Below are 25,679 nucleotides of genomic sequence, written 5' to 3'. Positions count from 1 at the left end.
CACAGCGGGCGTTGTGTTTAGAAAAACTTGCTCAGGTCCATGCCCTTGTAGAGCTGGCCCACTTGCGCTTCGTAACCATTGAACATCAGGGTTTTGCGCTTCTTGGCAAACAAACCATCTTCGCCAATGCGCCGCTCCGTGGCTTGGCTCCAGCGTGGGTGGTCCACGCTTGGGTTGACGTTGGAATAAAAGCCATATTCCTGAGGTGCTGAGCGACCCCACGAATTGGTGGGCTGCTTGTCGACAAAACGGATCTTGACCAAACTCTTGGCGCTCTTGAAACCGTACTTCCAAGGCACCACCAAGCGCACGGGCGCGCCACTTTGGTTGGGCAGCACTTCGCCGTACATGCCAAAACTCAACAAGGTCAACGGGTGCATGGCTTCGTCCAAACGCAGCCCCTCCACATAGGGCCAATCGAGCACGCGCGAACCCACGCCCGGCATGGTTTTGGGATCGGCCAGTGTGATGAACTCCACATACTTGGCGCTGCCCAATGGTTCGACGCGCTTGATCAACTCGGACAAGGAGTACCCCACCCAAGGGATGACCATCGACCAGCCTTCGACACAACGCAGGCGGTAAATGCGCTCTTCCATGGGGCTGAGTTTGAGCAAATCTTCCAAGTCGATAGGCCCTGGCTTTTTGACCAAGCCTTCGATCTCGACACGCCAAGGCTGGGTCTTGAGGGTGTGGGCGTATTTGGCAGGATCGGCTTTGTCGGTGCCGAACTCGTAGTAATTGTTGTAGCTGCTGGCGTCAGCGTAAGGCGTGACCTTCTCCATCGTGCTGGCACCGGCTTGGCGGCTCACCGCCCCCGCCAAGGGGCTGAGCTTGCCGGGCCTAGGGGGAGCAGCCTGGGCCCATGCTTCTCGGCCCGCCCAAGCGGCCAATGCAGCGCCGCCGGCCCCAGCCGCAAGCTGTTTCAACCAGTCACGCCGCTGCACATAGGCAGACAGTGGCGTGATCTCGCTGCTGTGGGGGTGAATAAATCCTGAATCACTGTGGGCTGAAAAAAGGTGGCGCGACACGACATCTCCTGGTGGTCATGGATGACATTGTGCGGTGCTTGGTGCCAACGTGCAAAACCACACCTCAAAGGCCAAGCCTGAGCCAAGGAGGTTCTTACCAATTCGAGGCCAAAAAAAAGCTGGCACCAGGCCAGCTTTTTCCAATCGTCAGTTCAGATCAGCGCAGACCCGCCATGTAGTCGGCCACAGCCTTGATTTCACGGTCGTTGAGCTTGGCCGCCACTTGGGCCATTTGCACGCTGTTTTTACGCACGCCGTCACGGAACGCTGTCAACTGCGCTGCGGTGTATTCCGCATGCTGACCGGACAGACGTGGGTACTGGGAAGGAATGCCCGCGCCATTGGGTGTGTGGCAACCCGCGCAAGCGGCAATTTGACGGTCGGCAATGCCACCGCGGTAAATACGCTCACCCAAGGTGACCAACTCTTTGTCTTTGGCAAAGCCTGTTTTGGCTTTCTTAGAACCCACCCAAGCGGCAATGTTCTTCATGTCGTCTTCACTCAAGGTGGCGGCCATGCCACTCATCACGGCATTGGCACGCTTGCCAGACTTGAACTCTTGCAATTGCTTGACGATGTATTCGGGGTGCTGTTGGGCCAACTTGGGGTTGACGGGGGCGCCCGAATTGCCATCGGCACCGTGGCAAGCCGCGCACACAGCGGTGAAGCTGGCTTCGCCTTTGGCCAAATCGGGCTTGGCTACTTTGGCGGGTTCATTGGCATGTGCAGATACAACAGGGGCCACCAAGGCGGCAGCAATCAGCAAAGAGGCAAACAATTTCATAGATGTGCTTTGGTAAATGACGCGCAAAGACGCTGAAAAACTCCGTCGATTCTACAATGCTGTATGAATCAGCCTGACACACAAGCCACTCCCGCTCCTGACGACACCCCACAGGAAGCCGCGCCCACGGTCTTGGCACCGCCCCCCTTCACTGCCCTGAGTCCAGCCCAACAGGCCAAGCACGCCATGGGCTGGTTGCACACCGCCCGGTTCTTGACCACCGCCGCTCAGTTGCACCACCTGCCCGCCTACGAACTGCCTGAGATTGCCTTTGTCGGTCGCTCCAACGCCGGCAAGTCGACCTGCATCAACGTGCTGACGCAGCAAAAGCGCTTGGCTTACGCGTCCAAAACACCCGGCCGCACCCAACACATCAACTTGTTTGCCTTGGGTCGCCAGGGCCAGACAGACGCGGTGCTGGCCGACTTACCCGGCTACGGCTATGCCGCTGTGCCCAAGCAGGACAAGATCCGTTGGCAACAGGTGATGGCCAACTATTTGTTGACCCGTGAGAACTTGCGTGCGGTGGTACTGATGTGCGACCCGCGCCATGGTTTGACCGATTTGGACGACATCTTGCTCGACGTGATTCGCCCCCGCGTGGAAGAGGGTCTGAAATTCTTGGTACTGCTGACCAAAGCCGACAAACTCAACCGCACCGAAGGCGCCAAAGCCCTCTCGATCGCCAAACTGCAAGCCGGTGGTGGCCAAGTCAAGTTGTTCTCTGCCCTCAAAAAACAAGGGGTGGACGAAGTGGCCACGCTGCTGTACGACTGGATGCACCCGTGATTCAAACGCTCACACACACCCTGGCGACTGGCATTGCCTTGAGTTGCCGGGTCAGCGGTGAGCCGGGGCGTCCGGTGCTGATGTTTTTGCATGGTTTTCCTGAGGCGGCCTTTGTCTGGGACGACCTCTTGACCTACTTCGCACAACCCGAGCATGGCGGCTACCGCTGCGTGGCCCCTAATTTGCGCGGTTACGAACACTCCAGCAGCCCGGCTGAAGTGAGCGACTACCGCGCCAAGCATTTGGTGCAAGACGTGCTGGCCTTGGCCAGCCTAGAGAGCCCGAACGCGCCCTTGGCAGGTTTGGTGGCGCATGACTGGGGCGGTGCAATCGCTTGGAACTTCGCCAACCAACACCCCACGCAGCTGCGTCGATTGGTCATCCTCAACGCACCCCATCCCGGCACCATGCTGCGCGAACTGCAAAACAACCCGGCACAACAAGCCGCCAGTGCGTACATGAATTTTTTGATTCGACCAGACGCCCAGGCACTGCTGGCCGAAGACAACTACCGCCGCCTGTGGGAGTTTTTCACCGGCATGGGCGCGGCTGATGGCAAGCACGCGTGGTTGACCGAGGCAGTGAAAGACCAATACCGCGCCATTTGGGATCTGGGCTTGAACGCTGCGCTGAACTACTACCGCGCATCGCCCATGCGGCCACCACGCTTGGGCGACCCGGCGGCATCGGCCCTGCATCTGCCACAAGACATGTTGACGGTGAACGTCCCCACTTGCGTGATCTGGGGCATGCAAGACAGTGCCTTGCTGCCCGGCTTGATCGAGGGTTTAGGCGACTACGTGCCCAAGCTGACCGTGCACCGCATCAAAAACGGCACGCATTGGTTGTTGCATGAGCAACCTGCTCGGGTGACGCAACAGGTGGCTGACTTTTTGAGCGAAGACAAAGCCGGGCGCACCGCAGGTGAACGCACCACGCGCATCAGCGCGCGGGCACACGACAGACATCAATAAAGTTCTGGCGCGCCAGGCGGGCGTGTTTTGAAACGCTTGTGGACCCAGAAGTATTGGGCGGGCATGGCGTCGATGAAGCCTTGCAAACGCAGGTTCATGGTGGCGGTGTCGGCCGACACATCGTCGGTGGGAAAGTCAGGCCATGCCGGGTGCACTGTGACCTCATACCCCGTCGGGGTCATCCGCGTGATCACCGGCACCACCCGCGCCCGCCCGAGCTTGGCAAACCGTGACAACGAAGGCACCGTGGCCGCTGGCTCACCATAAAACGGCACAAAGATGGACTCGCTGGGCCCAAAGTTCATGTCTGGCAAGAGATACAGCAATTCATGCTGGCGCAATGCGCTCACGATGGGCTTGACGCCGTCCTCACGGCGAAACAAGCGCACCTGACCAAAACGCAAGCGTCCCTTGGCCACCCATGCATCGACCACGGCGTTGGACTGTGGTGTGAAGATGGTGGTGAAGTGCAGGGGCAAATTCAAGGTCAACGCGGTCCAGCCCACATCCAAACCCACAAAATGCGGTGCGAACAACACCGTGGGTTGGACCTCGGACAAGCTGGCCACGTCGCCGCCGAGCGTCACCCGCGCTTGGATGCAAGCGGGTGAGCGGTGCCACAACCAACTGCGGTCCAGCCAAGCCTGTGCAAAGTGCACAAACGTCTGACGCGCCAAGGTGTGCCGCTGTGCAGCAGTCAAGGTTGGAAAGCAGGTGCGTAAATTGGTGAACACCACATGCCGCCGATCGGCCACCACGGCGAACAACAACAGGCCCAAAGCAGCGCCCAATGCGCGCAACACGGGCAAAGGCAAATAGCCCAAACCGCGCAGCAACCAAAGTCCCAGTTGCGAAACCATGGCTCAGCCCTCGCCTCGTGGCGGCTTGTCTCGGGCATAACTCCACAGGTATTGGCCAGGGGCCTCGCGCACCAAAGCTTCAACCCCACGGTTCACGGCAGCGGCAGCCAACTCGGGCGAGCAAGTGGCGTCCACCAACTCAGGGGCATGGAGAGGGCGCATGTGCATGCAAAAGCCTTGGCCTGGCGCCAAGCGCTCGCACCAAGTCAAGATCACGGTGGCGCCCGTTTGTTGGGCCAACTTGCCCAGCAGCGTCATGGTGTAGACATCGCGGCCAAAAAAGGGCGCCCACACGCCTTGCCCCAAAGGCGGCACTTGGTCGGGCAAGATGGCGGTGTAGCCCCCGGTACGCAAGGTGCGAATCAAGGTGCGAACGCCCGCCAAGGAGGTGGGGGCGGACGCCAAATAGGGACGCGTGCGCGCTTGCGCCACCAAGGGCTCAAGCCACGCTTTGCGGGCGGGTCGGTACAGCGCCACCAAGGGGCCGAATCGGGGACCGAATTTTTCGGCAATCGCTTGCGCTCCAATTTCCCAGCAGCCCAGATGGGGCGACATCACAATGGCCCCCTTGCCCGCCAGCAAGGCGGCTTCAAAGTGCTCAGCGCCTTCCCAGCGCACCACATCACCCAAGGGCTGGGAGGTCGAACGCATCCACACCCACGGCAGTTCAGCCACCATCATGCCCATGGCGGCAATGGCGCCGCGGGCATCGCGCCAAGTCAGCCCAGCGGCGTGCACATTGGTGTTGAAGTGGTGCCGATAACTGGGCGACAAGGCCCACACCAACCAACCCAGCACGGCGCCTGCGCGTTGCATCCATGGCAGCGGCACACGCGATAAGCAATGGAACAGACGGGTGACAGGGGCCATGAGGCTGATTGAAACGATAAAAGTTGAATACAATATCGATTGTCGCTGAGTTAACAGAGCAACTTGCAGAGCGACAACCCCACCCAGGTGGGTCCCGGATCGGTCAAGGCCGAACCATCTGCTAAAGCGTTCGCCGGGCTCCTTCGGGGTTGGCAACGCCAACCATCAACCTTAGGAGCTTTTTTCATGTCTCTCGACTATCTCTTCACTTCCGAATCTGTCTCAGAAGGCCACCCCGACAAAGTGGCGGACCAAATTTCTGACGCGATCCTGGACGCCATCTTCGCCCAAGACCCACGCTCACGCGTGGCCGCTGAGACCCTGACCAACACCGGTCTGGTGGTGTTGGCTGGTGAGATCACCACCCAAGCCAACGTGGACTACATCCAAGTGGCGCGCGACACCATCAAACGCATTGGCTACGACAACACCGACTACGGCATCGATTACAAGGGCTGCGCCGTCATGGTTTGCTACGACAAACAGTCCAACGACATCGCCCAGGGCGTGGACCATGCCAGTGACGACCACCTCAACACCGGTGCCGGTGACCAAGGCCTGATGTTTGGCTACGCTTGCAGCGAAACCCCTGAGCTGATGCCAGCCCCCATCCACTACGCCCACCGCTTGGTGGAGCGCCAAGCCCAGCTGCGCAAAGACGGCCGCTTGCCGTTCTTGCGCCCTGACGCCAAGAGCCAAGTGACCATGCGCTATGTGGATGGCAAGCCCCACAGCATTGACACCGTGGTGCTGTCGACCCAACACAGCCCGGACCAAAGCGAGTCGGCCACCAAGATGAAGGCCAGCTTCACCGAAGCCATCATCGAAGAAATCATCAAGCCCGTGCTGCCCAAAGAGTGGCTCCAAGACACCAAGTACTTGATCAACCCCACGGGTCGTTTTGTCATTGGCGGCCCACAAGGCGACTGCGGTTTGACGGGCCGCAAGATCATTGTGGACACCTACGGCGGCGCTTGCCCCCACGGTGGTGGCGCTTTCTCGGGCAAAGACCCGTCCAAGGTGGACCGCTCCGCCGCCTACGCTGCACGCTATGTGGCCAAGAACATCGTGGCCGCCGGTTTGGCCAGCAAGTGCCAAATTCAAGTGGCGTATGCGATTGGTGTGGCGCGTCCAATGAACATCACGGTCAACACCGAAGGCACCGGCGTGATCAGCGACGAGAAGATCGCCGCCTTGGTGGCCGAGCACTTTGACCTGCGCCCCAAAGGCATCATTCAAATGCTCGACTTGCTGCGCCCGATCTACAGCAAGACCGCGGCCTATGGCCACTTCGGCCGTGAAGAACCCGAGTTCACGTGGGAGCGCACCGACAAGGCGGCTGCATTGAAGGCCGCAGCTGGTTTGAAGTAAACGTTTTCAGCTTTGGCTGTGAAGGCCTCTCGTTGCTGACGAGGGGCCTTTTTTGTTGGTGTCGTCGATCCTCACCGTCATGCCGTCGATCATCTTCCTCTTCCTCTTCCTCTTGCGCTTCGTCTTCCTCGCCCTTGTGGATGCGGGTTGGAGGAGGCCGCTGCGGCTTACATCGCTGCGCGACGAATGGCGCCGCATCGGCCTCCCCCAACCCGCATGTTGTTGTTCGAAGAATTTCGGGCGAGAAGCGAAAGACGAAAGACGGAAAGCGAAAAGCGACAGGCTTAGGCCATGGCGCCAAGGCGCAAAGTTTCAGGTAGCAGAGGTCTCGATAGCCTTCACCACCATGGAGGCCTTGAAGGTATCCGCTCGCCCTAAGAAGCATGGGTGGTGTACCCCAATAAGGCGCCATTCATCGCGCAGCGATGTCAGCCGTTTGGGGTGCACCACCCGTGCTTCGCAGCACCGTCAAACGCAAAAACGAATGCGCGAAAAACAACAGGGATAAAAGCGTCAAACCTCAGACGACTGCTGTAACGCCCACATCTGCGCATACCGCCCATTGAGCGCCAACAAGGCCACATGCGATCCGCGCTCCACAATGCGCCCGGCGTCCAGCACCAAAATCTCGTGGGCATCGACCACGGTGGACAAGCGGTGGGCAATCACCAAGGTGGTTTTGTTGTGCGCAGCGCTCTGCAACTCCCCTTGAATGGCGCGCTCGTTGGCGCTGTCCAAGGCCGAAGTGGCTTCGTCAAAAATCACAATCGGTGGGTTCTTGAGCAAGGTGCGCGCTATCGCCACGCGCTGCCTCTCACCGCCCGAGAGCTTCAAACCCCGTTCACCCACCATGGTGTCGTAACCCTTGGGCGTGGCGGCGATGAAGTCGTGGATGTGGGCGGCACGGGCCGCTTGCTCCACTTCTTGCACCGAGGCGTCGGTGCGGCCATAGGCGATGTTGTAGCGCACGGTGTCGTTGAACAGCACCGTGTCTTGCGGCACGATGCCCAGGGCACGGCGCACACTGTTTTGGGTGACACACCGAATGTCTTGCCCGTCGATGGTGATGTGGCCGCTGCCCACGTCGTAAAACCTGAACAACAAACGCGCCAGCGTGGACTTGCCCGAGCCCGACGGCCCCACCACGGCCACGGTTTTGCCAGCAGGAATTTCAAAGCTGATGCCATGCAGAATGGGCCGCGCAGCCTCGTAGGCAAACACCACCGACTCAAAGCGCACCGTGGGCGGGCCACTGACTTGCAGATCGGCGGCGCCTGGGTCGTCGGCCACTTCGCGTTCTTTTTCCAGCAAGCTGAACATGCGATCTAAGTCAGTCAGGCTTTGCTTGATTTCGCGGTAGAGCACGCCCAAGAAATTGAGCGGGATGTAGAGCTGGATCATGAAGGCGTTGATCATCACCAAGTCACCCAAAGTCATGCGCCCTTCGACCACGCCCACGGTGGCGCGCCACAGCATGGTGACCAAGGCAATGGCGATGATGAGTTGCTGACCGGTGTTGAGCAGCGACAGCGAGGTTTGCGACTTCAAGCGCGCACGGCGCAGCTGGTCCAAGCTGGTGTCGTAACGCTTGGCCTCAAAGCCTTCGTTGCTGAAGTATTTGACAGTTTCGTAGTTGAGCAACGAATCCACGGCTTTGGTGTGCGCTGCCGAGTCAAACTCATTGGCCTGACGGCGAAAGTGGGTGCGCCACTCGGTGACGCTGACCGTGAACACGATGTAGATGGCCAAAGCCAACAAGGTGATGCCGGCAAACCACACGTCGAACTTCACCGCCAGGATGGACAGCACCAAGGTCACCTCGATCAAGGTGGGCACGATGCTGTAGAGCGAATACGAAATCAAGGACTCAATGCCACGCACGCCGCGTTCAATGTCGCGCGTCATGCCACCGGTTTGGCGCTCGAGGTGGAAGCGCAAACTCAAACCATGCAAGTGTTGAAAGGTTTCCAGCGCAATTTGTCGTGCCGCGCCTTGCGTGGCTTTGGCAAACACCAACTCGCGCAACTCGGTGAAGGCCGACGCAGACAAACGCAACACACCATAAACCAGCAACAAAGACACCGGCACCACCAGCACCACCGTGGGGTCGCTGGGTTTGAAGGACAGGGTGTCGATCAACTCTTTGAGCAACAAGGGCACGCCCACGTTGGCCAACTTGGCACCCACCATGAACCCCAAGGCCGCCATGACGCGCCACTTGTACTGCCACAGGTAGGGGAAGAGTCGCTTGAGTGTGGCGCTGTCGGAGCGCGGGGTGCCGGAATTGGCGGGGGATGGGGGAGTTGAAGGCGCGTGGTGACGCATATTGCACAATGCCGAAGAGTTAACCGTTGATTGTGCCTATGTCTTCCAATTCCTCCGCCACTGTGGTGACACTGCCGACCGACCAAGAGTTGGTGCTCAAGGTCATCCCGATGCCTGCCGACTGCAATGCCAACGGCGATATTTTTGGCGGCTGGGTGATGGCTCAGGTGGACTTGGCCGGGGCCGTGCTACCCGCCCGTTATGTGCGCGGCCGCATGGCCACGGTGGCAGTGAACGAGTTCATCTTCAAACAAGCGGTGAAGGTGGGCGACATCTTGAGCTTTTTCGCCAAGGTCAACCGCATTGGGCACACCTCCATCAGCGTGGATGTCGAGGTGTATGCCGAGCGTTTCAGCCGCCAAGGCCAATACATCAAGGTCACCCAGGCCACGCTGACTTATGTGGCGATTGACGACCTAGGCAAACCACGCCCGATCCCCAAAGACTGAGCTCAAGAGACGATGTAGGCCCCGCTGCCAGCGGCCACCATGTGGCCATCGGGGTCCACAAAATCCATGCGCGTGGTCCCCACACGCGAGCCAATGCGCAGCACCTCGGCACGCATGTCAAAAAACTCACCAATCCCTTGTCGCAGGTAATCGATGCGCAAATCGATGGTGCCGACCTTGAGAAAAAAGTCGAGCCGGTGCGCTGGCGTTTGGTCCATGTGTCGTGCCGCCTTGGCGACCAAGCAAGCCACGCCCCCCAAGGCATCCAAACTCGCGCTGATGACGCCCCCATGCACGCGGTTGTAGGCGAAATGCCCCACGAGTTCGGGCCTCATGGGCAAACGCGCGGTGACCACGGTGGGCGTGATGTCGACCAATTGAACGCCTAAGATTTGATTGAAAACAATTTTTTCTTCAAAGATGGCACGCACGCCTTCGACAAACTCGGGTTCAAAGTGGCCATCGGGTGACAAGCGTTTCATCAAAAAAGGCTTTCAGAGTTTGGAAAAATCAGGTCGACGTTTTTCCATGAAAGCACCAAACGCCTCGCGTGCAGCAGGCGCTTGCAACATGCGGCCAAAGCTGGCGGCCTCGGCCTCTATCTGCGCCATGATCTGTGCAGACTGGCCGCTCTTCATGAGCCGCTTGGTCTCCACCAAAGAACTCATGGGTTTCGCGGCCAGTTTGCGCGCCTGCGCCTGGGCATAGCTGTTGACCTCGGTGGGGGGCACCACGCGGTTGACCAAGCCCACCTCTTGCGCCGCCTCGGCCATGAAGGGCTCGCCCATGAGCAAGGCCTCTGCGGCACGGTGGTGGCCCATCATCTGCGGCACCAAGAGACTGGAGCCAGCTTCAGGGCACAGACCCAAATTGACAAAAGGCATCGAAAAGGCGGCGTTGTCACCGGCGTACACCAAGTCGCAGTGAAACAAGAGCGTGGTGCCAATGCCCACCGCAGGCCCGGCCACTGCGGCCAGCAAAGGTTTACCAAAGCCAGCGATGGCGCGCAAAAAGCGAAACACCGGCGCGTCGTGACCTGAGGGTGGGTGGTTCAAAAAGTCGGCTATGTCGTTGCCGGCGCTGAAGATGGTTTCATGCCCTTGGATGAGCACCACACGCACCTCGGCGTTGGTTTGGGCGTGCTCCACTGCATCGGCCAGGCTGGCGTACATGGCCGCGGTGATGGAGTTCTTTTTGTCCAGACGGTTGAAGGTCAGCGTCATCACGCCTTGGTCGATGTGTTGCAGGATGTCGGTCATGGCAAATCTCGGTTGGGTTTATGGAATACGCTGCCAAATTTGGGTGCGGTAAAACGGGCCAATGTAGCCACGCAGTTGCAAGCGTTTGCCGCCTTCGAGCGGCACCATGCGCACGGTGTATTCCTTGCCGTTTTCCGGGTCGAGGATTTTGCCGCCGCCGCCCCAGCGTTTGTCGTCGGGCTCGTAGCGCACGCCACGGATGATCTCCATGCCCACAATGGCTTGGCCCTTGCGGTCGTCTTTGCAGTCGTCACAGGTTTTGACGGCCTTGGGGTCTGGGTCCAGCGACTTGGCCACACGGCCAAACAACACCCCTTGGCGCTCGACGATGTCAATCTCGGCACGGGCCTCGCCTGTGTTGTCATCCACGGTGCGCCACAGGCCCACAGGCGTCATCTGCGCGTGTGCGGCCAGCACTGCGCCACACATCACGCTCGCCACAAAAAAAGCACGCCCACTCAACATAGCCACTCCTTGAAATTGCTTCGCATTGTCGCCGCCTTGAACTCAGGCAAACACCGCCTCGGTGTCCATCAACACGCCTGATCCCGCACGTGCGGTTTGCATCAGAGAAGCCGTTTCAGGGAACAACTTGGCAAAGTAAAAGCGGGCGGTTTGCAGCTTGGCTTGGTAGAACGGGTCACGGTCACCCGCAGCGATGCGTTGCAAGGCGACTTGCGCCATACGAGCCCAAAAATAGCCGAATACCAAGTGCCCTGCTACACGCAGATAGTCCACCGCCGCAGCCCCCACCTCGTCGGCGTTTTGCAAAGCTTTGTAGCCCATCTCACCCGTGAATTGCGTCATCTGCTGGCCCAACTTGGCCAAAGGTTGGATGAACTCGGCCATGTCCTCGTTGCCCTGCTCAGCCATGACCAAGGTGGTGATGAGTTCGCCAAACTTTTTGAGCGAAGCACCTTGGTTGCCCAAGACCTTGCGACCCAGCAAGTCCAAGCTTTGGATGGTGTTGGTGCCTTCGTAAATCATATTGATGCGGGCATCGCGCACATACTGCTCCAGGCCCCACTCGCGGATGAAACCATGCCCACCCAATACCTGCATGCACGCCGAGGTGGAAATCCACGCGTTGTCGGTGATGAAGGCCTTGACGATGGGCGTGAGCAAAGCCACTTGCTCGGCGGCCTCGGCGCGCACGGCGGGGTCGGGGTGGTTCAACTCTTGGTCGACCAACAAGGCGCAATGCAAGCCCAGGGCGCGGCCACCTTCGGCATAGGCTTTGGCAGTCAGCAACATCTTGCGCACATCCGGGTGCACCAAGATGCTGTCAGCCGCTTGCTGGGGTGACTTCACGCCCGTCAAGCTGCGGGACTGGATGCGGTCTTTGGCATAAGCCAATGCATTTTGGTAGGCCACTTCGGTCAAACCCAAGGACTGCATGCCCACGCCGATGCGTGCCACGTTCATCATGACAAACATCGCCGCCAGTCCTTTGTGGGGTTGTCCCACCAAGGTGCCCACCGCGCCATCGAGCACCATCTGGCAGGTGGCATTGCCGTGGATGCCCATTTTGTGTTCCAGGCCGCCACAGTAGACCGCGTTGCGCTCGCCCAAGCTGCCGTCTTCGCGCACCATGAACTTAGGGACCACGAACAAGCTGATGCCTTTGCTGCCCGCAGGCGCATCGGGCAATCGCGCCAGCACCAGGTGCACGATGTTGCTGACCATGTCATGCTCACCCGCACTGATGAAAATTTTATTGCCCGTGATGCGGTAGCTGCCGTCAGCTTGCGGCTCGGCCTTGGTGCGCAACAGTCCGAGGTCGGTGCCGCAATGGGGCTCGGTCAGACACATGGTGCCAGTCCATTCGCCGCTGGTGAGTTTGGGCAGGTAGCACTGCTTTTGCGCCTCGGTGCCGTGGGCATGCAAGGCCTCGTATGCGCCATGTGTGAGACCGGGGTACATGGTCCACGCCTGGTTGGCGCTGTTGAGCATTTCGTACAAGCACTGGTTCACCACGATGGGCAGGCCTTGGCCTCCGAAGGCTGGGTCACAACTCAGCGATGGCCAGCCCCCTTGCACGTACTGTGCATAGGCAGCTTTGAAACCATCGGGAGTTTTGACGTCGTGCGTGGCGGGATCGAGCTGGCAGCCTTGCTGGTCGCCAACCTGGTTGAGCGGAAAGATCACTTCAGCGGCAAATTTGCCGCCTTCTTCGAGAACGGCCGCTAAAGTTTCGGCATCCATGTCTGCATGCGCAGGCATGGCGTGCAATGCCTCGGTGACATGCAGAACTTCATGCAACAAAAACTGCATGTCGCGCAACGGGGGGGTATAGCTGGGCATCACAAGCTCCTTACTTTTTGACAGATGTCTTCGCCACCCAGCGATCGGCTTGGGTGGGCGCAGTGGCTGCGCCATAGCGCACCAAAATGTTTTCAAACCCCACGGCGGTGTACTGCAACGATTTGGCTGAGCGCAAAAAACGGGCCTCGTATTGCAGCGCCAAGATCAAGCCATGGATCTCAAAAACCATTTGCTCGGCATCCATGTCGGGGGCCAAATGCCCCTCATCACGCGCTTGCAACACAGATCGCAAAACGGCGGCCAGCCAGGTTTTGACCGAACTCGCCAAGGCGTCGCGCACCGGGCCTGGGCGGTCGTCGAACTCGGCCGCACCGCTGATGTACAGACAGCCTGAGTCAATCTCTGCAGAGGTGCGTTGGGTCCAGTTGGCAAACAGCTGACGCAACCTGGGCAACCCTCGCTCGGCTTGCAAGGCGGGGTAGAACACCTCGGCCTCAAAGCGCTCGTGGTACTCACGCACCACCGACAGCTGTAATTCTTCGCGCGACCCGAAGTGGGCAAAAACGCCCGATTTGCTCATGCGCGCGACCTCCGCCAAAGCACCGATGCTCAAACCCTCTAGGCCGATTTGCGTGGCCAGCCCCAAGGCAGCGTCGACAATGGCCGCTTTGGTTTGCTGACCTTTTTGAATAGCACGGCTTTCAGAGGCTGGCAATTTTTGAGAAACGGTCATGGCTCACTTAAAAAGAACGATCGTGCTATTTTGCATGAAAAACCCAACGAACCCCTTCAACTCCTCAACTCATACCCCATGCAAGCGACTCGAATTTTGGCCATTCGCCATGGCGAAACCTCATGGAATGTGGACACGCGCATTCAAGGGCAACTTGATATTGAACTCAACGACACCGGCCTGTGGCAAGCACAGCAGCTGGGCCTGGCGCTGAGCGACGAAGACATTCAAGTGGTTTACAGCAGCGATTTGAAGCGTGCCCACCAAACCGCCCAAGCCATTGCGCAAGCTCCGACACGTGCACAGCCTGTGCCCCTGACCCCCACACGCGCGCTGCGTGAACGTCACTTTGGACATCTGCAAGGGCAAACCTGGGCGGCCATTGAAGCCGAATGGCCCGAGGACGCCAAGCTGTGGCGCGCGCGAGACCCCCACTGGTCACCACAGGGCGGCGAATCCTTGTGGGTGTTGCGTGAGCGCATTGCGGCCTGTGTGAGCGCATTGGCCAGTCAGCACATCGGCGAGCACATTGTGTGGGTGGCGCATGGGGGTGTGATGGACGTGCTGTACCGCTTGGCCACACAGCAAGACATCCAAGCCCCGCGCACCTGGCATTTGGGCAATGCCGCCATCAACCGCTTGTTGTGGACGCCCCAGGGTTTGAGCTTGGTGGGCTGGGGCGACGTGTCGCACTTGGCACGTGCACCGAAAGACGAATCAAGCGTCTGACAACAAGTCGCCGTTGCTGCTGGGTGGCGCCACGCCCAAATGGCGGTAAGCCGCCAGGGTGGCGATGCGACCACGGGGGGTGCGCTGCAAATAGCCTTGCTGGATCAAATAGGGCTCGATCACGTCTTCGATGGTGTCGCGCTCTTCGCCAATGCTGGCAGCGATGTTGTCCAAGCCCACCGGACCCCCATCAAAGCGGTGAATGACGGCCTCGAGCAGTTTGCGGTCCATCAAGTCAAAGCCTTGCGGGTCCACGTCCAACATGGCGAGTGCGCGTTTGGCAATGTCTTCGGTGATGCGACCCGTGCCCTTCACTTCCGCGTAGTCACGCACACGGCGCAACAAACGGTTGGCGATGCGCGGTGTGCCGCGTGAACGGCGCGCAATTTCAAAACCGCCCTCCACATCGGTGGGGGTGTTGAGCAAGCCGGCACTGCGCATGACGATGCGTTGCAACTCGTCGGCGGTGTAAAACTCCAGGCGCGACACAATGCCAAAGCGGTCGCGCAGCGGGTTGGTCAACATGCCCGCACGGGTGGTGGCGCCTACCAAGGTGAAGGGCTGCAGGTCGAGTTTGATGCTGCGCGCAGCCGGCCCTTCGCCAATCATGATGTCGATCTGGTAGTCCTCCAGCGCGGGGTACAAAATTTCTTCGACCACAGGTGAGAGGCGGTGAATCTCGTCGATGAACAGCACATCGTTTTTCTCTAGGCCGGTCAACAAAGCGGCCAGGTCTTTGGGCTTTTCTAGAACGGGTCCGCTGGTTGAGCGCAGGTTGACGCCCAGCTCTTGGGCAATGATGTGGCTCAAGGTGGTTTTACCCAAACCGGGCGGGCCAAACAGCAGCACATGGTCGAGCGCCTCGCCACGTTTTTTGGCCGCACCAATGAAAATTTCAAGTTGCTCTCGCACCTTGACCTGCCCCACGTACTCTTGCAACAGCTTGGGGCGCAGCGCGCGCTCAATCGCTTCTTCATGGGATGACACAGGTGCGGCAGAGACCACGCGCGGGGTGGGCACAAAGCCCTCGCCAAAACTGTCGGTTTGAATGCTCATGGATGCCCCGCCTTACTTGGCCAAAGCCTTCAAGGCCAACTTGATGCCCTCGCTCACCCCCACATCCGCAGGCAAAGCTTTGAGTGACAGGGCCGCTTCTTTGTCGCTGTAGCCCAGGGCCAGCAAGGCCTGCAAGATGTCGCTGTGGTGGTCGGTATGACCGGCGGTGCTGGGGCAGAGATCGACGCCAAGTTTGCCTTTGAGTTCGAGCAACAAACGTTCTGCCGTTTTTTTGCCGATGCCAGGCACCTTGGTCAAACGTGCGGGCTCTTGTTCGGCCACGGCACGGGCCAATTCGTCGGCGCTCATGCCACTGAGCACGCCCAGGGCAGTGCGCGGACCCACGCCAGATATTTTGATCAGCAAGCGAAAGGTGGCGCGTTCGCTGGCCGAGCCAAAGCCATACAAAATTTGAGCGTCTTCGCGCACCACAAAATGCGTGAGTAAGGTGACGCGCTCACCCGTGGCTGGCAAGTTGTAGAAGGTGCTCATGGGCACGTCCACCTCATAGCCCACACCGTTGCAGTCCACCAGCACTTGGGGAGGATTTTTTTCGCTGAGGATGCCGCTTAATCTGCCAATCACATCTTGCCTATCATTGGGTCACCTTTTGCGAGATTATCGACTTGATTCTGCGACACACTTTTTCCCCACCGAACAACACACGTTTGTCCCATTTGTGCGGCCCGCTTGACGAACATTTGCGCACCATTGAGATGGCGCTGAACGTCAAAATCGCACACCGCCACGAACAGTTCAAGGTCGACGGCCCCAAGGCCAAGGCGACCCGGGCTCTGGAGGTGCTGCAAGCCCTGTATGAACGTGCGGCACGCACCGTTCCCACAGAACTGGTGCAACTGATGCTGGCGGCAGACGCTGGCATGAGCCCAGACGAAGAGGGCAGCATGAGTTTGCAGACGCGGCGCACCGACCTGCGCGCGCGCACCCCCAACCAAAGCGTGTACCTTGAGAACATTGCCAGCCACGACATCACGTTTGGCATTGGCCCAGCAGGCACGGGTAAAACGTACTTGGCCGTGGCATGTGCCGTAGACGCGCTCGAGCGCAGTGCGGTGCAACGCATTGTGCTGACCCGCCCAGCGGTAGAGGCGGGCGAAAAACTGGGCTTCTTGCCCGGCGATTTGGGCCAAAAGGTCGATCCGTATTTGCGCCCGCTGTACGACGCGCTGTATGACCTGATGGGCTTTGACCGGGTGCAAAAAGCGTTTGAGCGCCAGGCGATTGAAATTGCGCCCCTGGCATTCATGCGCGGGCGCACCTTGAACAACGCTTTCGTCATCTTGGATGAGGCGCAAAACACCACGCCCGAACAAATGAAGATGTTTTTGACCCGCATTGGTTTTGGCGCCAAAGCGGTGGTCACGGGCGACGTGAGCCAAATCGATTTACCCAAAGCCCAGTTGAGCGGTTTGATCGATGCCGAGCGTGTGCTACGCCGCGTCAAGGGCATTGCCATTTGCCACTTCACCAGTGCCGATGTGGTGCGCCATCCCCTGGTGGCGCGGATCGTGGACGCTTACGACGCCAAACGCAGCAGCGATGCCCCCGACGCGTCACGCAAACGCACGTGAGCGTGACGGCACCCAACCTGATTCATCCCCCCAGCACCATGGCACTTCAACAGCTCCAACTCTCCTTGCAATTTGGTGACGTGCCGCATGCGGCACGCCACCGCACCGCGCTGCCACGTCACAAGGTGACCCGCTGGATTCGCCACGCGCTGGCACTCGACGCAGAGATCACGGTGCGCATCGTGGGGGAAGACGAAGGACGCGCGCTCAATTTGAGCTACCGCAAAAAAGACCACGCCACCAACGTGCTGACCTTTGATTACACCCAAGAGCCGGTGGTGGTGGCCGACTTGGTGCTGTGTGCACCCGTGGTGGCACGCGAGGCGAAAGAACAAGGCAAAACCTTGCAAGCGCACTACGCCCACCTGCTGGTGCATGGCACCTTGCATGCACAAGGCTGGGACCATGAAACCAGCGCACAAGACGCGCAAGAGATGGAAGCCTACGAGGTCGACATCATGGCCGATTTGGGCTTTGCCAACCCCTACTGAAGACCCAGAGCTGTGGGCGGGTCAGCGCTATTGCGCGATGTGGGTTCAACGGCCTGCGGTGTCTTCCAGCAAACGCACTTTCACGGTTTTCCCCTTGACGCGTCCTGCGCTCAAACGCCGGACAGCATCTGCGGCCACGTCTCGTGACACGGCCACATAAGTGGAAAACTCGTTGACATTGATCTTGCCGACTTGCTCTTTGGTGAAGCCTGCGTCGCCGGTGAGTGCGCCCAAGACGTCACCGGCGCGGATTTTTTCTTTGCGCCCGCCCACAATTTGCAAAGTGGCCATGAGCGGCTGCAAGGGGCCACCCGCGGTGGGGGTCAAGCTGCTCAAGGGTTGCCACACCGATTCACGGCCTTGCAGCTGTTCGATCTTGCCCACTGACCCCATCTCGTCCATGCTCACCAAGGTGAGGGCCAGGCCTTCGGCATCGCCGCGTCCGGTGCGTCCAATGCGGTGGATGTGCACCTCCGGGTCAGGCGTGACATCCACATTGATGACGGCCTCCAGTTGCGCCACATCCAAACCACGTGCCGCCACATCGGTGGCGACCAGCACCGAGCAACTGCGGTTGGCAAATTGCACCAGCACTTGGTCACGCTCACGCTGCTCAAGCTCGCCGTACAGCGCCAGCGCGCTGAAGCCCTGGGCCTGCAACACCGCCACCAAATCGCGGCATTGCTGTTTGGTGTTGCAAAACGCCAAGCTGGAGGGTGGGCGAAAGTGGTTGAGCAACAGAGACACGGCATGCAGGCGCTCGCGCTCGTCGACTTCGTAGCAAATTTGCTTGATTTTTTGTGCGTCATGCTGGGCTTGCACTTTGACGCTTTGCGGGTCGCGCATGAACTGCGCAGCCAGCTTGTCAATGCCCTCTGGGTAAGTGGCCGAGAACAGCAGGGTTTGGCGATCAGGCGGGCACTGACGCGCCACCTTGGCGATGTCATCGAAAAAGCCCATGTCGAGCATGCGGTCGGCTTCGTCCAACACCAGCATGCGCACGCCTTGCAAGCGCAAGGAACCGCGCTCTAAATGGTCCAGGATGCGACCAGGCGTGCCCACCACCACATGGGCGCCGTGCTCTAGGCTCACGGTCTGACTACGCAAGGCCACGCCCCCGCAGAGGGTGACCACCTTGATGTTGCCGACCGCACGTGCCAGGCGGCGAATTTCTTGCGTCACTTGGTCGGCCAATTCACGCGTGGGGCACAGCACCAGGGCTTGGGCGTCGAATTGCGCAGGATCGAGTTTCTCCACCAAGGGCAGGCCAAAAGCTGCGGTTTTACCGCTGCCCGTGCTGGCCTGCGCCAGCAGGTCGCGTCCCGCCAGCGTGAGCGGCAGGCTGGCCGCCTGAATGGGCGTCATCGCCGTGTAGCCCAACTGGGTCAAGTTGCTCAGCGTGGCAGGCGATAAAGGCAGGGTGTCGAAAGTGGGGGTAGGTGCGGTCATGCACCGATTATCGTGAGCGGGATGGTGACGGGACCGTCGTTGACCAAATGAACTTTCATGTCTGCACCAAACACACCGGTTTGCACGCAAGGATGGCGCAAGCGCGCTTGCGCCACGAAGTGGTCGTACAAATGACGCCCCTCCTCTGCCGGCGCCGCCGAGGTGAAGCTGGGCCGGGTACCGCTGCGCGTGTCTGCCGCGAGGGTGAATTGACTCACCACCAGCAGTCCACCGGCCACGTCTTGCACGCTGTGGTTCATCTTGCCGGATTCGTCATAAAAAACGCGCAGCTTCAAAATTTTGTCGAGCATTTTTTGCCCCACGGTCTCGGTGTCCCCACGTTCGGCGCACAACAGCACCAACAAGCCTTGGGCAATTTCACCCACCGTATCCCCGTCGACCACCACACGGGCCTCACTCACCCGCTGTAAGAGGGCCTTCACAGCACGTCCCTGCCGTCGTCCAGATGTGCTTCTACATCACTGGGCAGCAACTGGATGGTGGCACGCAAGCCCGGCACATCACTCATCAAGGCTTGCTCTACCGTGGTACGCAGGGCAGCCGCACGACCCAGCGACCACTCGGCAGGCATGTGCATGTGCAAGTCCACAAAGCGGCGCTGGCCCGCCTTGCGGCTGGTGACGTGGTCAAAACGGATGATGTGGTGTTCGCCACGTTGGTGCGCAAAACCGGCCAAGGTGGTTTGGATTTGTGCCAACACATCGGGCTCGACCGCTTCATCCATCAAGCCTTGGGATGCGCGCCACACCAAATGACAGCCCTCTTTCAAAATGTTCAGGGCCACGCCAATCGCGACCACGGCGTCGAGCCACAACCAGCCGGTGACACCGACCAAGCCAATGCCTAAGACCACGCCCACCGAGGTCCACACATCGGTCACCAGGTGCCGGGCATCGGCCTCTAGGGCAATGGATCGGTGTGTTTTGGCAGCGCGAAACATCACCCAGGCCAACAACCCGTTGAGTGCGGAGCTGACCACTGACAGCACCAAGCCAAGGCCCACTTGTTCGATGGGCTGCGGATCAAAGATGCGATGGCTGGCCGCCCAGACAATGCACAGCGCGGCCACGACGATCAAGATACCTTCAAAGCCACTGGAAAAATATTCGGCCTTGTGGTGCCCATACGGATGGTCTTCATCGGCTGGACGGGCGGCCACGGTGACCATCAACAGACCAAAGATTGCGCTGGCCAAGTTGACCACCGACTCCATGGCATCAGACAACAACCCCACCGAGTCGGTGAGCCACCAAGCCAGCGTCTTCAAAGCAATGGTGACCACGGCCACCGCCACCGAAGCCAAGAGCAAGCCTTGGGGAGACAGCCATTTGGCCAGGGTGGATTTGTTCATGGGCATGGCGTCTTGTTCGGCATCACGCGAGCGTGACGCGCGCGAATTTGCGCTTGCCTACTTGCACCACATAGCTGCCAGCGTCGAGCTTGAGGCCTTTGTCGCTGATCACCACCGAGTCCACACGCACGCCACCGCCATCGATCAAACGGTTGGCCTCGCTGCTGGATGGCGCCAAGCCTGCCGATTTCAGCAAGGTCCCCAGCCCCATAGGTGCGCCCAGAAGCGCCACATCAGGAATGTCGTCAGGCACGCCACCTTTGCTGCGGTTGATGAAGTCTTGCTCAGCCGCATCGGCGGCCACAGCGCCATGGAAGCGGGCGGTGATTTCTTTGGCCAGCGCGACCTTGGCATCTTTGGGATTGCGGCCATTGGCAATTTCTTGCTTCAAAGCCTCAATCTGTGCTTCTGACTGGAAAGACAACAAGGTGTACCAACGCCACATCAGCGTGTCAGAGATCGACAACACCTTGGCGAACATGGTGTTGGGTTCTTCGCTGATGCCGATGTAGTTGTTTTTTGACTTGGACATCTTTTCCACACCGTCCAAGCCCTCCAACAAAGGCATGGTCAGGATGCACTGGGCCTCTTGGCCGTACTCGACTTGCAAGTGGCGCCCCATGAGCAAATTGAATTTTTGGTCGGTGCCGCCCAGTTCCAAATCCGACTTCAGCGCTACCGAGTCGTAGCCTTGCATGAGCGGGTATAAGAATTCGTGCACGCTGATGGGGGTGCCAGCCTTGAAACGGTCGTGAAAGTCGTTGCGCTCCATCATGCGCGCCACGGTGTATTTGGCGGCGAGTTGGATCATGCCCATCGAGCCCAAGGGCAGGCACCACTCGCTGTTGTAACGAATCTCCGTTTTCTCTGGGTCGAGCACCAAAGAAGCTTGTTTGTAATAGGTCTCGGCATTGACCTTGATTTGCTCTGGTGTCAAAGGGGGGCGGGTGTTGTTGCGCCCGGAAGGGTCACCGATCAGGCTGGTGAAGTCGCCGATCAAGAAAATCACTTGGTGCCCCAGGTTTTGCAACTGGCGCATTTTGTTGAGCACCACGGTGTGACCGATGTGGATGTCGGGTGCGGTCGGATCCAGGCCCAGTTTGATGCGCAAAGGTTGGCCCGTCGCCTCAGAGCGCGCCAGTTTTTTGACCCACTCGTCCTCAGGAATCAGCTCTTCGCTGCCGCGCTTGGAAACCGCCAGGGCTTCACGCACCCGGTCTGTGATGGGGTGTTGAGGTAAAGATGCTTGATTCATAAGGATTTTTTGACGGATCGGCTATACTGCGCCCTTTGGGTGATGGGTCAATTTTAGTTGGCACAACACGACAGGGCGCAGAGGGAATATGAAACCTCGCACCCACCTTCTGCCGGAGAGCCCGTTTGCAGCAACATCTTGAAACCTTGGCTATGCGCCTTCACACCGTTTGGACCACCCATCCTCGCCGCATCATGGCGGGTGTGGCAGTGGCCTTGTCGGTGATGGGTGGCGGTGCCTTGGCTGTTGCCAACCTTGGGCCAGATGCAAGCCAACTGCCTTTGCGCGAGGTGTTGGAAAACGTGAGCTCACCGCTGGCCTTGAGCACGCCGAGCAAGCAGCCCATGGTGTTGTTCCGCTCTGACGTCACCCGCTCCAACGACACCGCAGAGAGCTTGCTCAGCCGTCTCGGAATCAACGACGACGAAGCTGCCAGCTTTTTACGAAGCGCTCCTTTGGCACGTCAGCAACTGCTTGGACGGGCTGGCCGTTGGGTCAGCGTAGAAGGCGACGATTCACGCCGCTTGACCCGTTTGACCGCACGCTGGAGCAGCGACAAATCAGACCAGTTCACGCGCTGGGTGCTGGAGCGAGGCGCCGACGGCTTGACGCAGCGTCTGGAAAATGCCCCTCTGAGCGTGAGCACACGCATGGCCAGTGGCGTGATCCAAAGCTCTCTGTTTGCAGCCACCGACGAAGCCAACATCCCTGACAGCGTGGCCAATCAGCTGGCCGATATTTTTTCAGGCGACATCGACTTTCACCGTGCATTGCGCAAGGGAGACCGGTTTTCGGTCGTGTACGAGTCGCTGCAGGCCGATGGCGAAACCCTGCGCGCAGGCCGCGTTGTGTCGGCCGAATTTGTGAACAACGGCAAAACGCACCAAGCGATTTGGTTCAAAGAGCCACAGGCCGCTGAAGGCGGTTACTTCTCTCCAGAAGGCGTCAGCCTGCGCCGCGCGTATTTGGCGTCGCCCTTGACCTTTTCGCGCATGACCAGCGGCTTCAAAATGCGCTTTCACCCGATCTTGCAAACATGGCGCGCCCATTTAGGTGTGGACTATGCCGCCGCCACTGGCACCGCTGTGCACAGCGTGGGCCAAGGTACGGTGGACTTTGCGGGCACGCAAGGCGGATTTGGCAATGTGGTCTTCGTCAAGCATGCCAACGGTCACACCACGGTGTATGCACACTTGAACCGTGTTTTGGTTAAACGCGGGCAAAGCGTGGCGCAAGGCCAAACTTTGGGCGAGGTGGGCGCCACCGGATGGGCCACCGGTCCACACTTGCATTTTGAATTCCGGGTCAACGGCCAACACCAAGACCCCCTCACGATGGCCAGACAAAGCGTGGCGACAGAAATTTCTGCCGCAGCACGTGACGCTTTCAAACGCCAGGTCATCACCGCCAAGACCGAATTGACTGCGGCTGCCAGCGTCCAGCAAAGCCGCGCAGAATAAATGCCATCGCTCTACATCGGCTTGATGTCGGGCACGTCGCTGGATGGCGTGGATGGTGTCTTGGTGGATTTCGACGCACTGACGCCCCGCGTGCTGAGTTATCAAGCCATCCCCTTTGATGCGCAACTCAGGCACACCCTGTTGGCGCTCAACACCCCCGCCGAGAACGAACTCCACCACGCCGCGCTGGCTGCAAACCGCGTGGTGCGCTTGTACGCCGACACCGTCAGCGCTTTGCTGCAAGCCAGCGGTCGACAGGCCCAGCACATACAGGCCATCGGCGCCCATGGACAAACCGTACGCCACCAACCTGGCGCCTACGACGGTACCGGCTACACCCTGCAACTCAACAACCCCTCGTTGTTGGCCGAGTTGACGGGGATCGATGTGGTGGCCGACTTTCGCAGCCGCGATGTCGCTGCCGGTGGACAGGGAGCGCCCTTGGTGCCCTTGTTTCATCAAGGTATGTTTGCCCGACCTGAGGAGACGGTGTGCGTGCTCAACCTGGGTGGAATTGCCAACCTGAGCGTGCTACACGCCTCAGGGGAGGTTCAAGGCTTTGACTGCGGGCCCGGCAACGCCTTGCTCGACCACTGGTGCCACTTACACACCGGCCAGCCCTTTGACCACGACGGTGGGTGGGCGCGCTCGGGGCAAGTGATTGAGCCTTTGTTACACACGATGTTGCGCGAACCGTTTTTGCACCAAGTGCCCCCCAAAAGCACGGGGCGCGATTTGTTCCATCCTGCTTGGTTGACCCAACAGCTCCAAGGTTTTTCGACGCTGACAGCAGTCGATGTGCAAGCCACCCTCACCGAGTTCACGGCACGCGCCTGCCTGAATGATGTGCTCCGTCACGCGCCGCTGGCCCGCGAGTTGCTGGTGTGCGGCGGCGGCGCCTTGAACGGCTGGTTGATGGCACGCTTGCAACACGGTTTGCCACAACTGCACGTGGCCGCTACCGCTGAACGCGGTTTGCCTCCCTTGCAGGTTGAGGCAGCGGCTTTTGCCTGGCTGGCCCGCCAAACCACGCTGCGCTTGCCTGGCAATTCGCCAAAAGTCACGGGCGCACAAGGCGCCCGTATTTTGGGTGGTGTGTTTCCCGCCTAGCGGTCTGGCGACGGCTCGTCCGTGATGGACGGGGCGTTAAACCGAGAACGATGAACCACAACCACAGGTGGTGGTCGCATTGGGGTTCTTGATGACGAACTGGGCGCCCTGCAAATCTTCTTTGTAGTCAATCTCAGCACCCAGCAGGTACTGGTAACTCATGGCATCGATCAACAGAGACACATTGTTTTTGGTCATGGTGGTGTCGTCTTCGTTGACCACTTCGTCGAAAGTGAAACCGTACTGAAAACCTGAGCAACCGCCACCTTGGACAAACACGCGCAACTTGAGGTCTGGGTTGCCCTCTTCTGCGATCAAGTCCGCCACTTTGGCAGCTGCGCTGTCCGTGAAGACGATCGGGGTGGGCATTTCGGTTTGAATGTTTTCAGCAACTGCGCTCATGAGGACTCTCCAAATACAAGGCCTAAAGTATAGCGCTTTAGTCGGGAATTGAGCCTCCTCCAGAGAGTAACTCGGTGGCCATAGGGGACTTTGAAGCCCATCGCATGGCCAAAGGCAGTTTCACGCGGGGACACACGCATTCGTGGGGTGAGGGGGTGGCGCTGATACGGCACCATCAAGCGCGCACAAAAAAGCCGCAGCGGCGAACCGGTGCGGCTTTGGCGCAAAACAGAAAGCGGATTAGCGCTTGCTGAACTGCTTGCGGCGGCGCGCAGAGTGCAAGCCGACCTTTTTACGTTCCACTTCGCGTGCATCGCGGGTCACATACCCTGCGGCCGACAACACAGGCTTCAAGGCTGCGTCGTAGTCGATCAGGGCACGGGTGATGCCGTGACGCACCGCACCCGCTTGACCCGACTCACCACCGCCGTGCACATTGACTTGGATGTCAAAGGCTTCGCCGTTGTTGGTCAGCAGCAAGGGCTGCTTGGAAATCATGATCGAGGTTTGACGGCCGAAATATTCGGCGATGTCTTTGCCATTGATCTTGATTTGGCCTGTGCCTTTTTTCAGAAACACGCGAGCGACGCTCGATTTGCGACGGCCGGTGCCGTTGTTCCATTCACCAATCATGTCAGCTCCTTAGATGTCCAGCACTTTAGGCTGTTGGGCGGTGTGGGGATGCTCTGCACCGCCGTACACCTTGAGCTTTTTGATCATGGCGTAACCGAGCGGGCCTTTGGGCAACATGCCCTTGACGGCCTTCTCGATGGCGCGGCCAGGGTGCTTGGCTTGCATGTCGCGGAAGTTGGTGGCTGTGATACCGCCTGGGTAACCCGAGTGACGGTAGTACACCTTGTCCAAAGATTTGGTGCCAGTGACCTTGATCTTGGATGCGTTGATGATGACGATGAAGTCACCGGTATCGACGTGAGGCGTATAAATGGCTTTGTGTTTGCCGCGCAAACGGAGGGCAACTTCGCTGGCTACCCGTCCGAGCACCTTATCGGTGGCGTCAATCACAAACCACTCATGCACCACGTCAGCGGGTTT

At 59.3% G+C, this 25,679-nt stretch carries 28 protein-coding genes; 9 read left to right on the top strand and 19 right to left on the bottom strand.

The window, feature by feature from the left end; translation table 11 throughout:
- Positions 1–17: 17 nt before the first annotated feature.
- Positions 18–1,031 carry a protein-methionine-sulfoxide reductase catalytic subunit MsrP gene (msrP, locus tag ACKWJN_RS07730; RefSeq protein ID WP_408595765.1) on the bottom strand — a complete coding sequence of 338 codons (1,014 nt, stop codon included), beginning with the start codon at positions 1,029–1,031 and terminating at the stop codon, positions 18–20.
- 157 nt (positions 1,032–1,188) lie between these two features.
- Entirely contained in the window at positions 1,189–1,815 is a 627-nt protein-coding gene (locus tag ACKWJN_RS07725; protein ID WP_408595764.1) for a c-type cytochrome, read from the bottom strand.
- A gap of 186 nt (positions 1,816–2,001) precedes the next feature.
- On the opposite strand from ACKWJN_RS07725, the gene yihA reads away from it, so the two are divergent.
- Together yihA and ACKWJN_RS07715 are read left to right on the top strand one after the other, a co-directional pair.
- The gene (gene yihA, locus ACKWJN_RS07720) at positions 2,002–2,604 is read left to right on the top strand and encodes a ribosome biogenesis GTP-binding protein YihA/YsxC (RefSeq protein WP_408595904.1); all 603 of its coding nucleotides are present in this window, start codon (positions 2,002–2,004) and stop codon (positions 2,602–2,604) included.
- Entirely contained in the window at positions 2,601–3,578 is a 978-nt protein-coding gene (locus tag ACKWJN_RS07715; protein WP_408595763.1) for an alpha/beta fold hydrolase, read from the top strand. The genes yihA and ACKWJN_RS07715 overlap by 4 nt, the downstream gene beginning before the upstream one ends.
- On the opposite strand, the gene ACKWJN_RS07710 is transcribed toward ACKWJN_RS07715, so the two are convergent.
- Complete coding sequence (locus ACKWJN_RS07710; protein ID WP_408595762.1) at positions 3,572–4,438, bottom strand: lysophospholipid acyltransferase family protein; 867 nt, start codon at positions 4,436–4,438, stop codon at positions 3,572–3,574. The genes ACKWJN_RS07715 and ACKWJN_RS07710 overlap by 7 nt on opposite strands.
- Positions 4,439–4,441: 3 nt before the next feature.
- Positions 4,442–5,308 (bottom strand): lysophospholipid acyltransferase family protein, encoded by an 867-nt coding sequence (locus ACKWJN_RS07705; RefSeq protein ID WP_408595761.1) that lies wholly within the window; start codon positions 5,306–5,308, stop codon positions 4,442–4,444.
- Positions 5,309–5,494: 186 nt separating this feature from the next.
- Here ACKWJN_RS07705 and metK point away from each other — a divergent pair, with 186 nt between their 5' ends.
- Positions 5,495–6,679, top strand: a complete 1,185-nt coding sequence (metK, locus tag ACKWJN_RS07700) for a methionine adenosyltransferase (protein ID WP_408595760.1) — start codon at positions 5,495–5,497, stop codon at positions 6,677–6,679.
- A gap of 513 nt (positions 6,680–7,192) precedes the next feature.
- On the opposite strand, the gene ACKWJN_RS07695 is transcribed toward metK, so the two are convergent.
- Positions 7,193–9,004 (bottom strand): ABCB family ABC transporter ATP-binding protein/permease, encoded by a 1,812-nt coding sequence (locus ACKWJN_RS07695; protein WP_408595759.1) that lies wholly within the window; start codon positions 9,002–9,004, stop codon positions 7,193–7,195.
- Between the two features lie 38 nt (positions 9,005–9,042).
- On the opposite strand from ACKWJN_RS07695, the gene ACKWJN_RS07690 reads away from it, so the two are divergent.
- On the top strand, positions 9,043–9,453 hold the full coding sequence (locus ACKWJN_RS07690) for an acyl-CoA thioesterase (RefSeq protein WP_408595758.1): 411 nt from the start codon (positions 9,043–9,045) through the stop codon (positions 9,451–9,453).
- A 2-nt stretch (positions 9,454–9,455) separates the two neighbouring features.
- Here the strand turns inward: ACKWJN_RS07690 and ACKWJN_RS07685 are convergent, their stop codons facing one another.
- From ACKWJN_RS07685 to ACKWJN_RS07665, 5 genes are read right to left on the bottom strand one after another with little or no spacing between them, the layout of a single operon-like run.
- On the bottom strand, positions 9,456–9,935 hold the full coding sequence (locus ACKWJN_RS07685; protein WP_408595757.1) for a thioesterase family protein: 480 nt from the start codon (positions 9,933–9,935) through the stop codon (positions 9,456–9,458).
- 12 nt (positions 9,936–9,947) lie between these two features.
- Positions 9,948–10,712, bottom strand: coding sequence for an enoyl-CoA hydratase (locus ACKWJN_RS07680; RefSeq protein ID WP_408595756.1), 765 nt, complete (start codon positions 10,710–10,712; stop codon positions 9,948–9,950).
- Positions 10,713–10,730: 18 nt separating this feature from the next.
- On the bottom strand, positions 10,731–11,177 hold the full coding sequence (locus tag ACKWJN_RS07675) for a DUF2147 domain-containing protein (RefSeq protein ID WP_408595755.1): 447 nt from the start codon (positions 11,175–11,177) through the stop codon (positions 10,731–10,733).
- A gap of 42 nt (positions 11,178–11,219) precedes the next feature.
- The gene (locus tag ACKWJN_RS07670; protein ID WP_408595754.1) at positions 11,220–13,016 is read right to left on the bottom strand and encodes an acyl-CoA dehydrogenase C-terminal domain-containing protein; all 1,797 of its coding nucleotides are present in this window, start codon (positions 13,014–13,016) and stop codon (positions 11,220–11,222) included.
- 10 nt (positions 13,017–13,026) lie between these two features.
- Positions 13,027–13,710, bottom strand: a complete 684-nt coding sequence (locus tag ACKWJN_RS07665) for a TetR/AcrR family transcriptional regulator (protein WP_408595753.1) — start codon at positions 13,708–13,710, stop codon at positions 13,027–13,029.
- A 78-nt stretch (positions 13,711–13,788) separates the two neighbouring features.
- Here ACKWJN_RS07665 and ACKWJN_RS07660 point away from each other — a divergent pair, with 78 nt between their 5' ends.
- Positions 13,789–14,439 carry a histidine phosphatase family protein gene (locus ACKWJN_RS07660; RefSeq protein ID WP_408595752.1) on the top strand — a complete coding sequence of 217 codons (651 nt, stop codon included), beginning with the start codon at positions 13,789–13,791 and terminating at the stop codon, positions 14,437–14,439.
- Here the strand turns inward: ACKWJN_RS07660 and ruvB are convergent.
- Together ruvB and ruvA are read right to left on the bottom strand one after the other, a co-directional pair.
- Positions 14,428–15,495: a Holliday junction branch migration DNA helicase RuvB gene (gene ruvB, locus ACKWJN_RS07655; protein ID WP_408595751.1), complete on the bottom strand. Its 1,068-nt coding sequence runs from the start codon at positions 15,493–15,495 to the stop codon at positions 14,428–14,430. The two genes, ACKWJN_RS07660 and ruvB, sit on opposite strands and share 12 nt — an antisense overlap.
- A 12-nt stretch (positions 15,496–15,507) precedes the next feature.
- A complete protein-coding gene (ruvA, locus tag ACKWJN_RS07650; RefSeq protein WP_408595750.1) occupies positions 15,508–16,080 on the bottom strand; it encodes a Holliday junction branch migration protein RuvA in 573 nt (190 codons plus the stop codon).
- A gap of 41 nt (positions 16,081–16,121) precedes the next feature.
- Between ruvA and ACKWJN_RS07645 the strand changes: the two genes are divergently transcribed.
- Positions 16,122–17,087 (top strand): PhoH family protein, encoded by a 966-nt coding sequence (locus ACKWJN_RS07645; RefSeq protein ID WP_408595749.1) that lies wholly within the window; start codon positions 16,122–16,124, stop codon positions 17,085–17,087.
- Positions 17,088–17,125: 38 nt separating this feature from the next.
- Positions 17,126–17,578, top strand: a complete 453-nt coding sequence (gene ybeY / locus ACKWJN_RS07640) for an rRNA maturation RNase YbeY (RefSeq protein WP_408595748.1) — start codon at positions 17,126–17,128, stop codon at positions 17,576–17,578.
- A gap of 45 nt (positions 17,579–17,623) precedes the next feature.
- On the opposite strand, the gene dbpA is transcribed toward ybeY, so the two are convergent.
- The 4 genes from dbpA to tyrS are packed head-to-tail and all read right to left on the bottom strand — an operon-like array spanning position 17,624 to position 21,654.
- Complete coding sequence (gene dbpA, locus ACKWJN_RS07635) at positions 17,624–19,027, bottom strand: ATP-dependent RNA helicase DbpA (RefSeq protein WP_408595747.1); 1,404 nt, start codon at positions 19,025–19,027, stop codon at positions 17,624–17,626.
- A complete protein-coding gene (gene dtd, locus ACKWJN_RS07630) occupies positions 19,024–19,470 on the bottom strand; it encodes a D-aminoacyl-tRNA deacylase (RefSeq protein ID WP_408595746.1) in 447 nt (148 codons plus the stop codon). The genes dbpA and dtd overlap by 4 nt, the downstream gene beginning before the upstream one ends.
- Positions 19,467–20,405 (bottom strand): cation diffusion facilitator family transporter, encoded by a 939-nt coding sequence (locus ACKWJN_RS07625; protein ID WP_408595745.1) that lies wholly within the window; start codon positions 20,403–20,405, stop codon positions 19,467–19,469. The genes dtd and ACKWJN_RS07625 overlap by 4 nt, the downstream gene beginning before the upstream one ends.
- A 16-nt stretch (positions 20,406–20,421) precedes the next feature.
- Entirely contained in the window at positions 20,422–21,654 is a 1,233-nt protein-coding gene (gene tyrS, locus ACKWJN_RS07620; protein WP_408595744.1) for a tyrosine--tRNA ligase, read from the bottom strand.
- Positions 21,655–21,806: 152 nt separating this feature from the next.
- Here tyrS and ACKWJN_RS07615 point away from each other — a divergent pair, with 152 nt between their 5' ends.
- Both ACKWJN_RS07615 and ACKWJN_RS07610 read left to right on the top strand, forming a co-directional pair.
- A complete protein-coding gene (locus ACKWJN_RS07615) occupies positions 21,807–23,114 on the top strand; it encodes a peptidoglycan DD-metalloendopeptidase family protein (protein ID WP_408595902.1) in 1,308 nt (435 codons plus the stop codon).
- Positions 23,115–24,224, top strand: a complete 1,110-nt coding sequence (locus ACKWJN_RS07610; RefSeq protein WP_408595743.1) for an anhydro-N-acetylmuramic acid kinase — start codon at positions 23,115–23,117, stop codon at positions 24,222–24,224. It begins immediately after the preceding gene.
- A 36-nt stretch (positions 24,225–24,260) separates the two neighbouring features.
- Here ACKWJN_RS07610 and erpA read toward each other — a convergent pair whose 3' ends face one another.
- The 3 genes from erpA to rplM all read right to left on the bottom strand — a co-directional run.
- On the bottom strand, positions 24,261–24,626 hold the full coding sequence (gene erpA / locus ACKWJN_RS07605) for an iron-sulfur cluster insertion protein ErpA (protein WP_100147160.1): 366 nt from the start codon (positions 24,624–24,626) through the stop codon (positions 24,261–24,263).
- Positions 24,627–24,866: 240 nt separating this feature from the next.
- A complete protein-coding gene (gene rpsI, locus ACKWJN_RS07600) occupies positions 24,867–25,259 on the bottom strand; it encodes a 30S ribosomal protein S9 (protein WP_408595742.1) in 393 nt (130 codons plus the stop codon).
- Positions 25,260–25,268: 9 nt separating this feature from the next.
- Positions 25,269–25,679 (bottom strand): 50S ribosomal protein L13 (gene rplM / locus ACKWJN_RS07595; protein WP_408595741.1); only part of this gene is annotated, 411 nt, incomplete at its 5' end.

The sequence above is a fragment of the Limnohabitans sp. genome (assembly GCF_046052825.1).
Classification (GTDB): domain Bacteria; phylum Pseudomonadota; class Gammaproteobacteria; order Burkholderiales; family Burkholderiaceae_C; genus Limnohabitans.
This window is presented reverse-complemented; position numbering and strand designations above follow the sequence as displayed.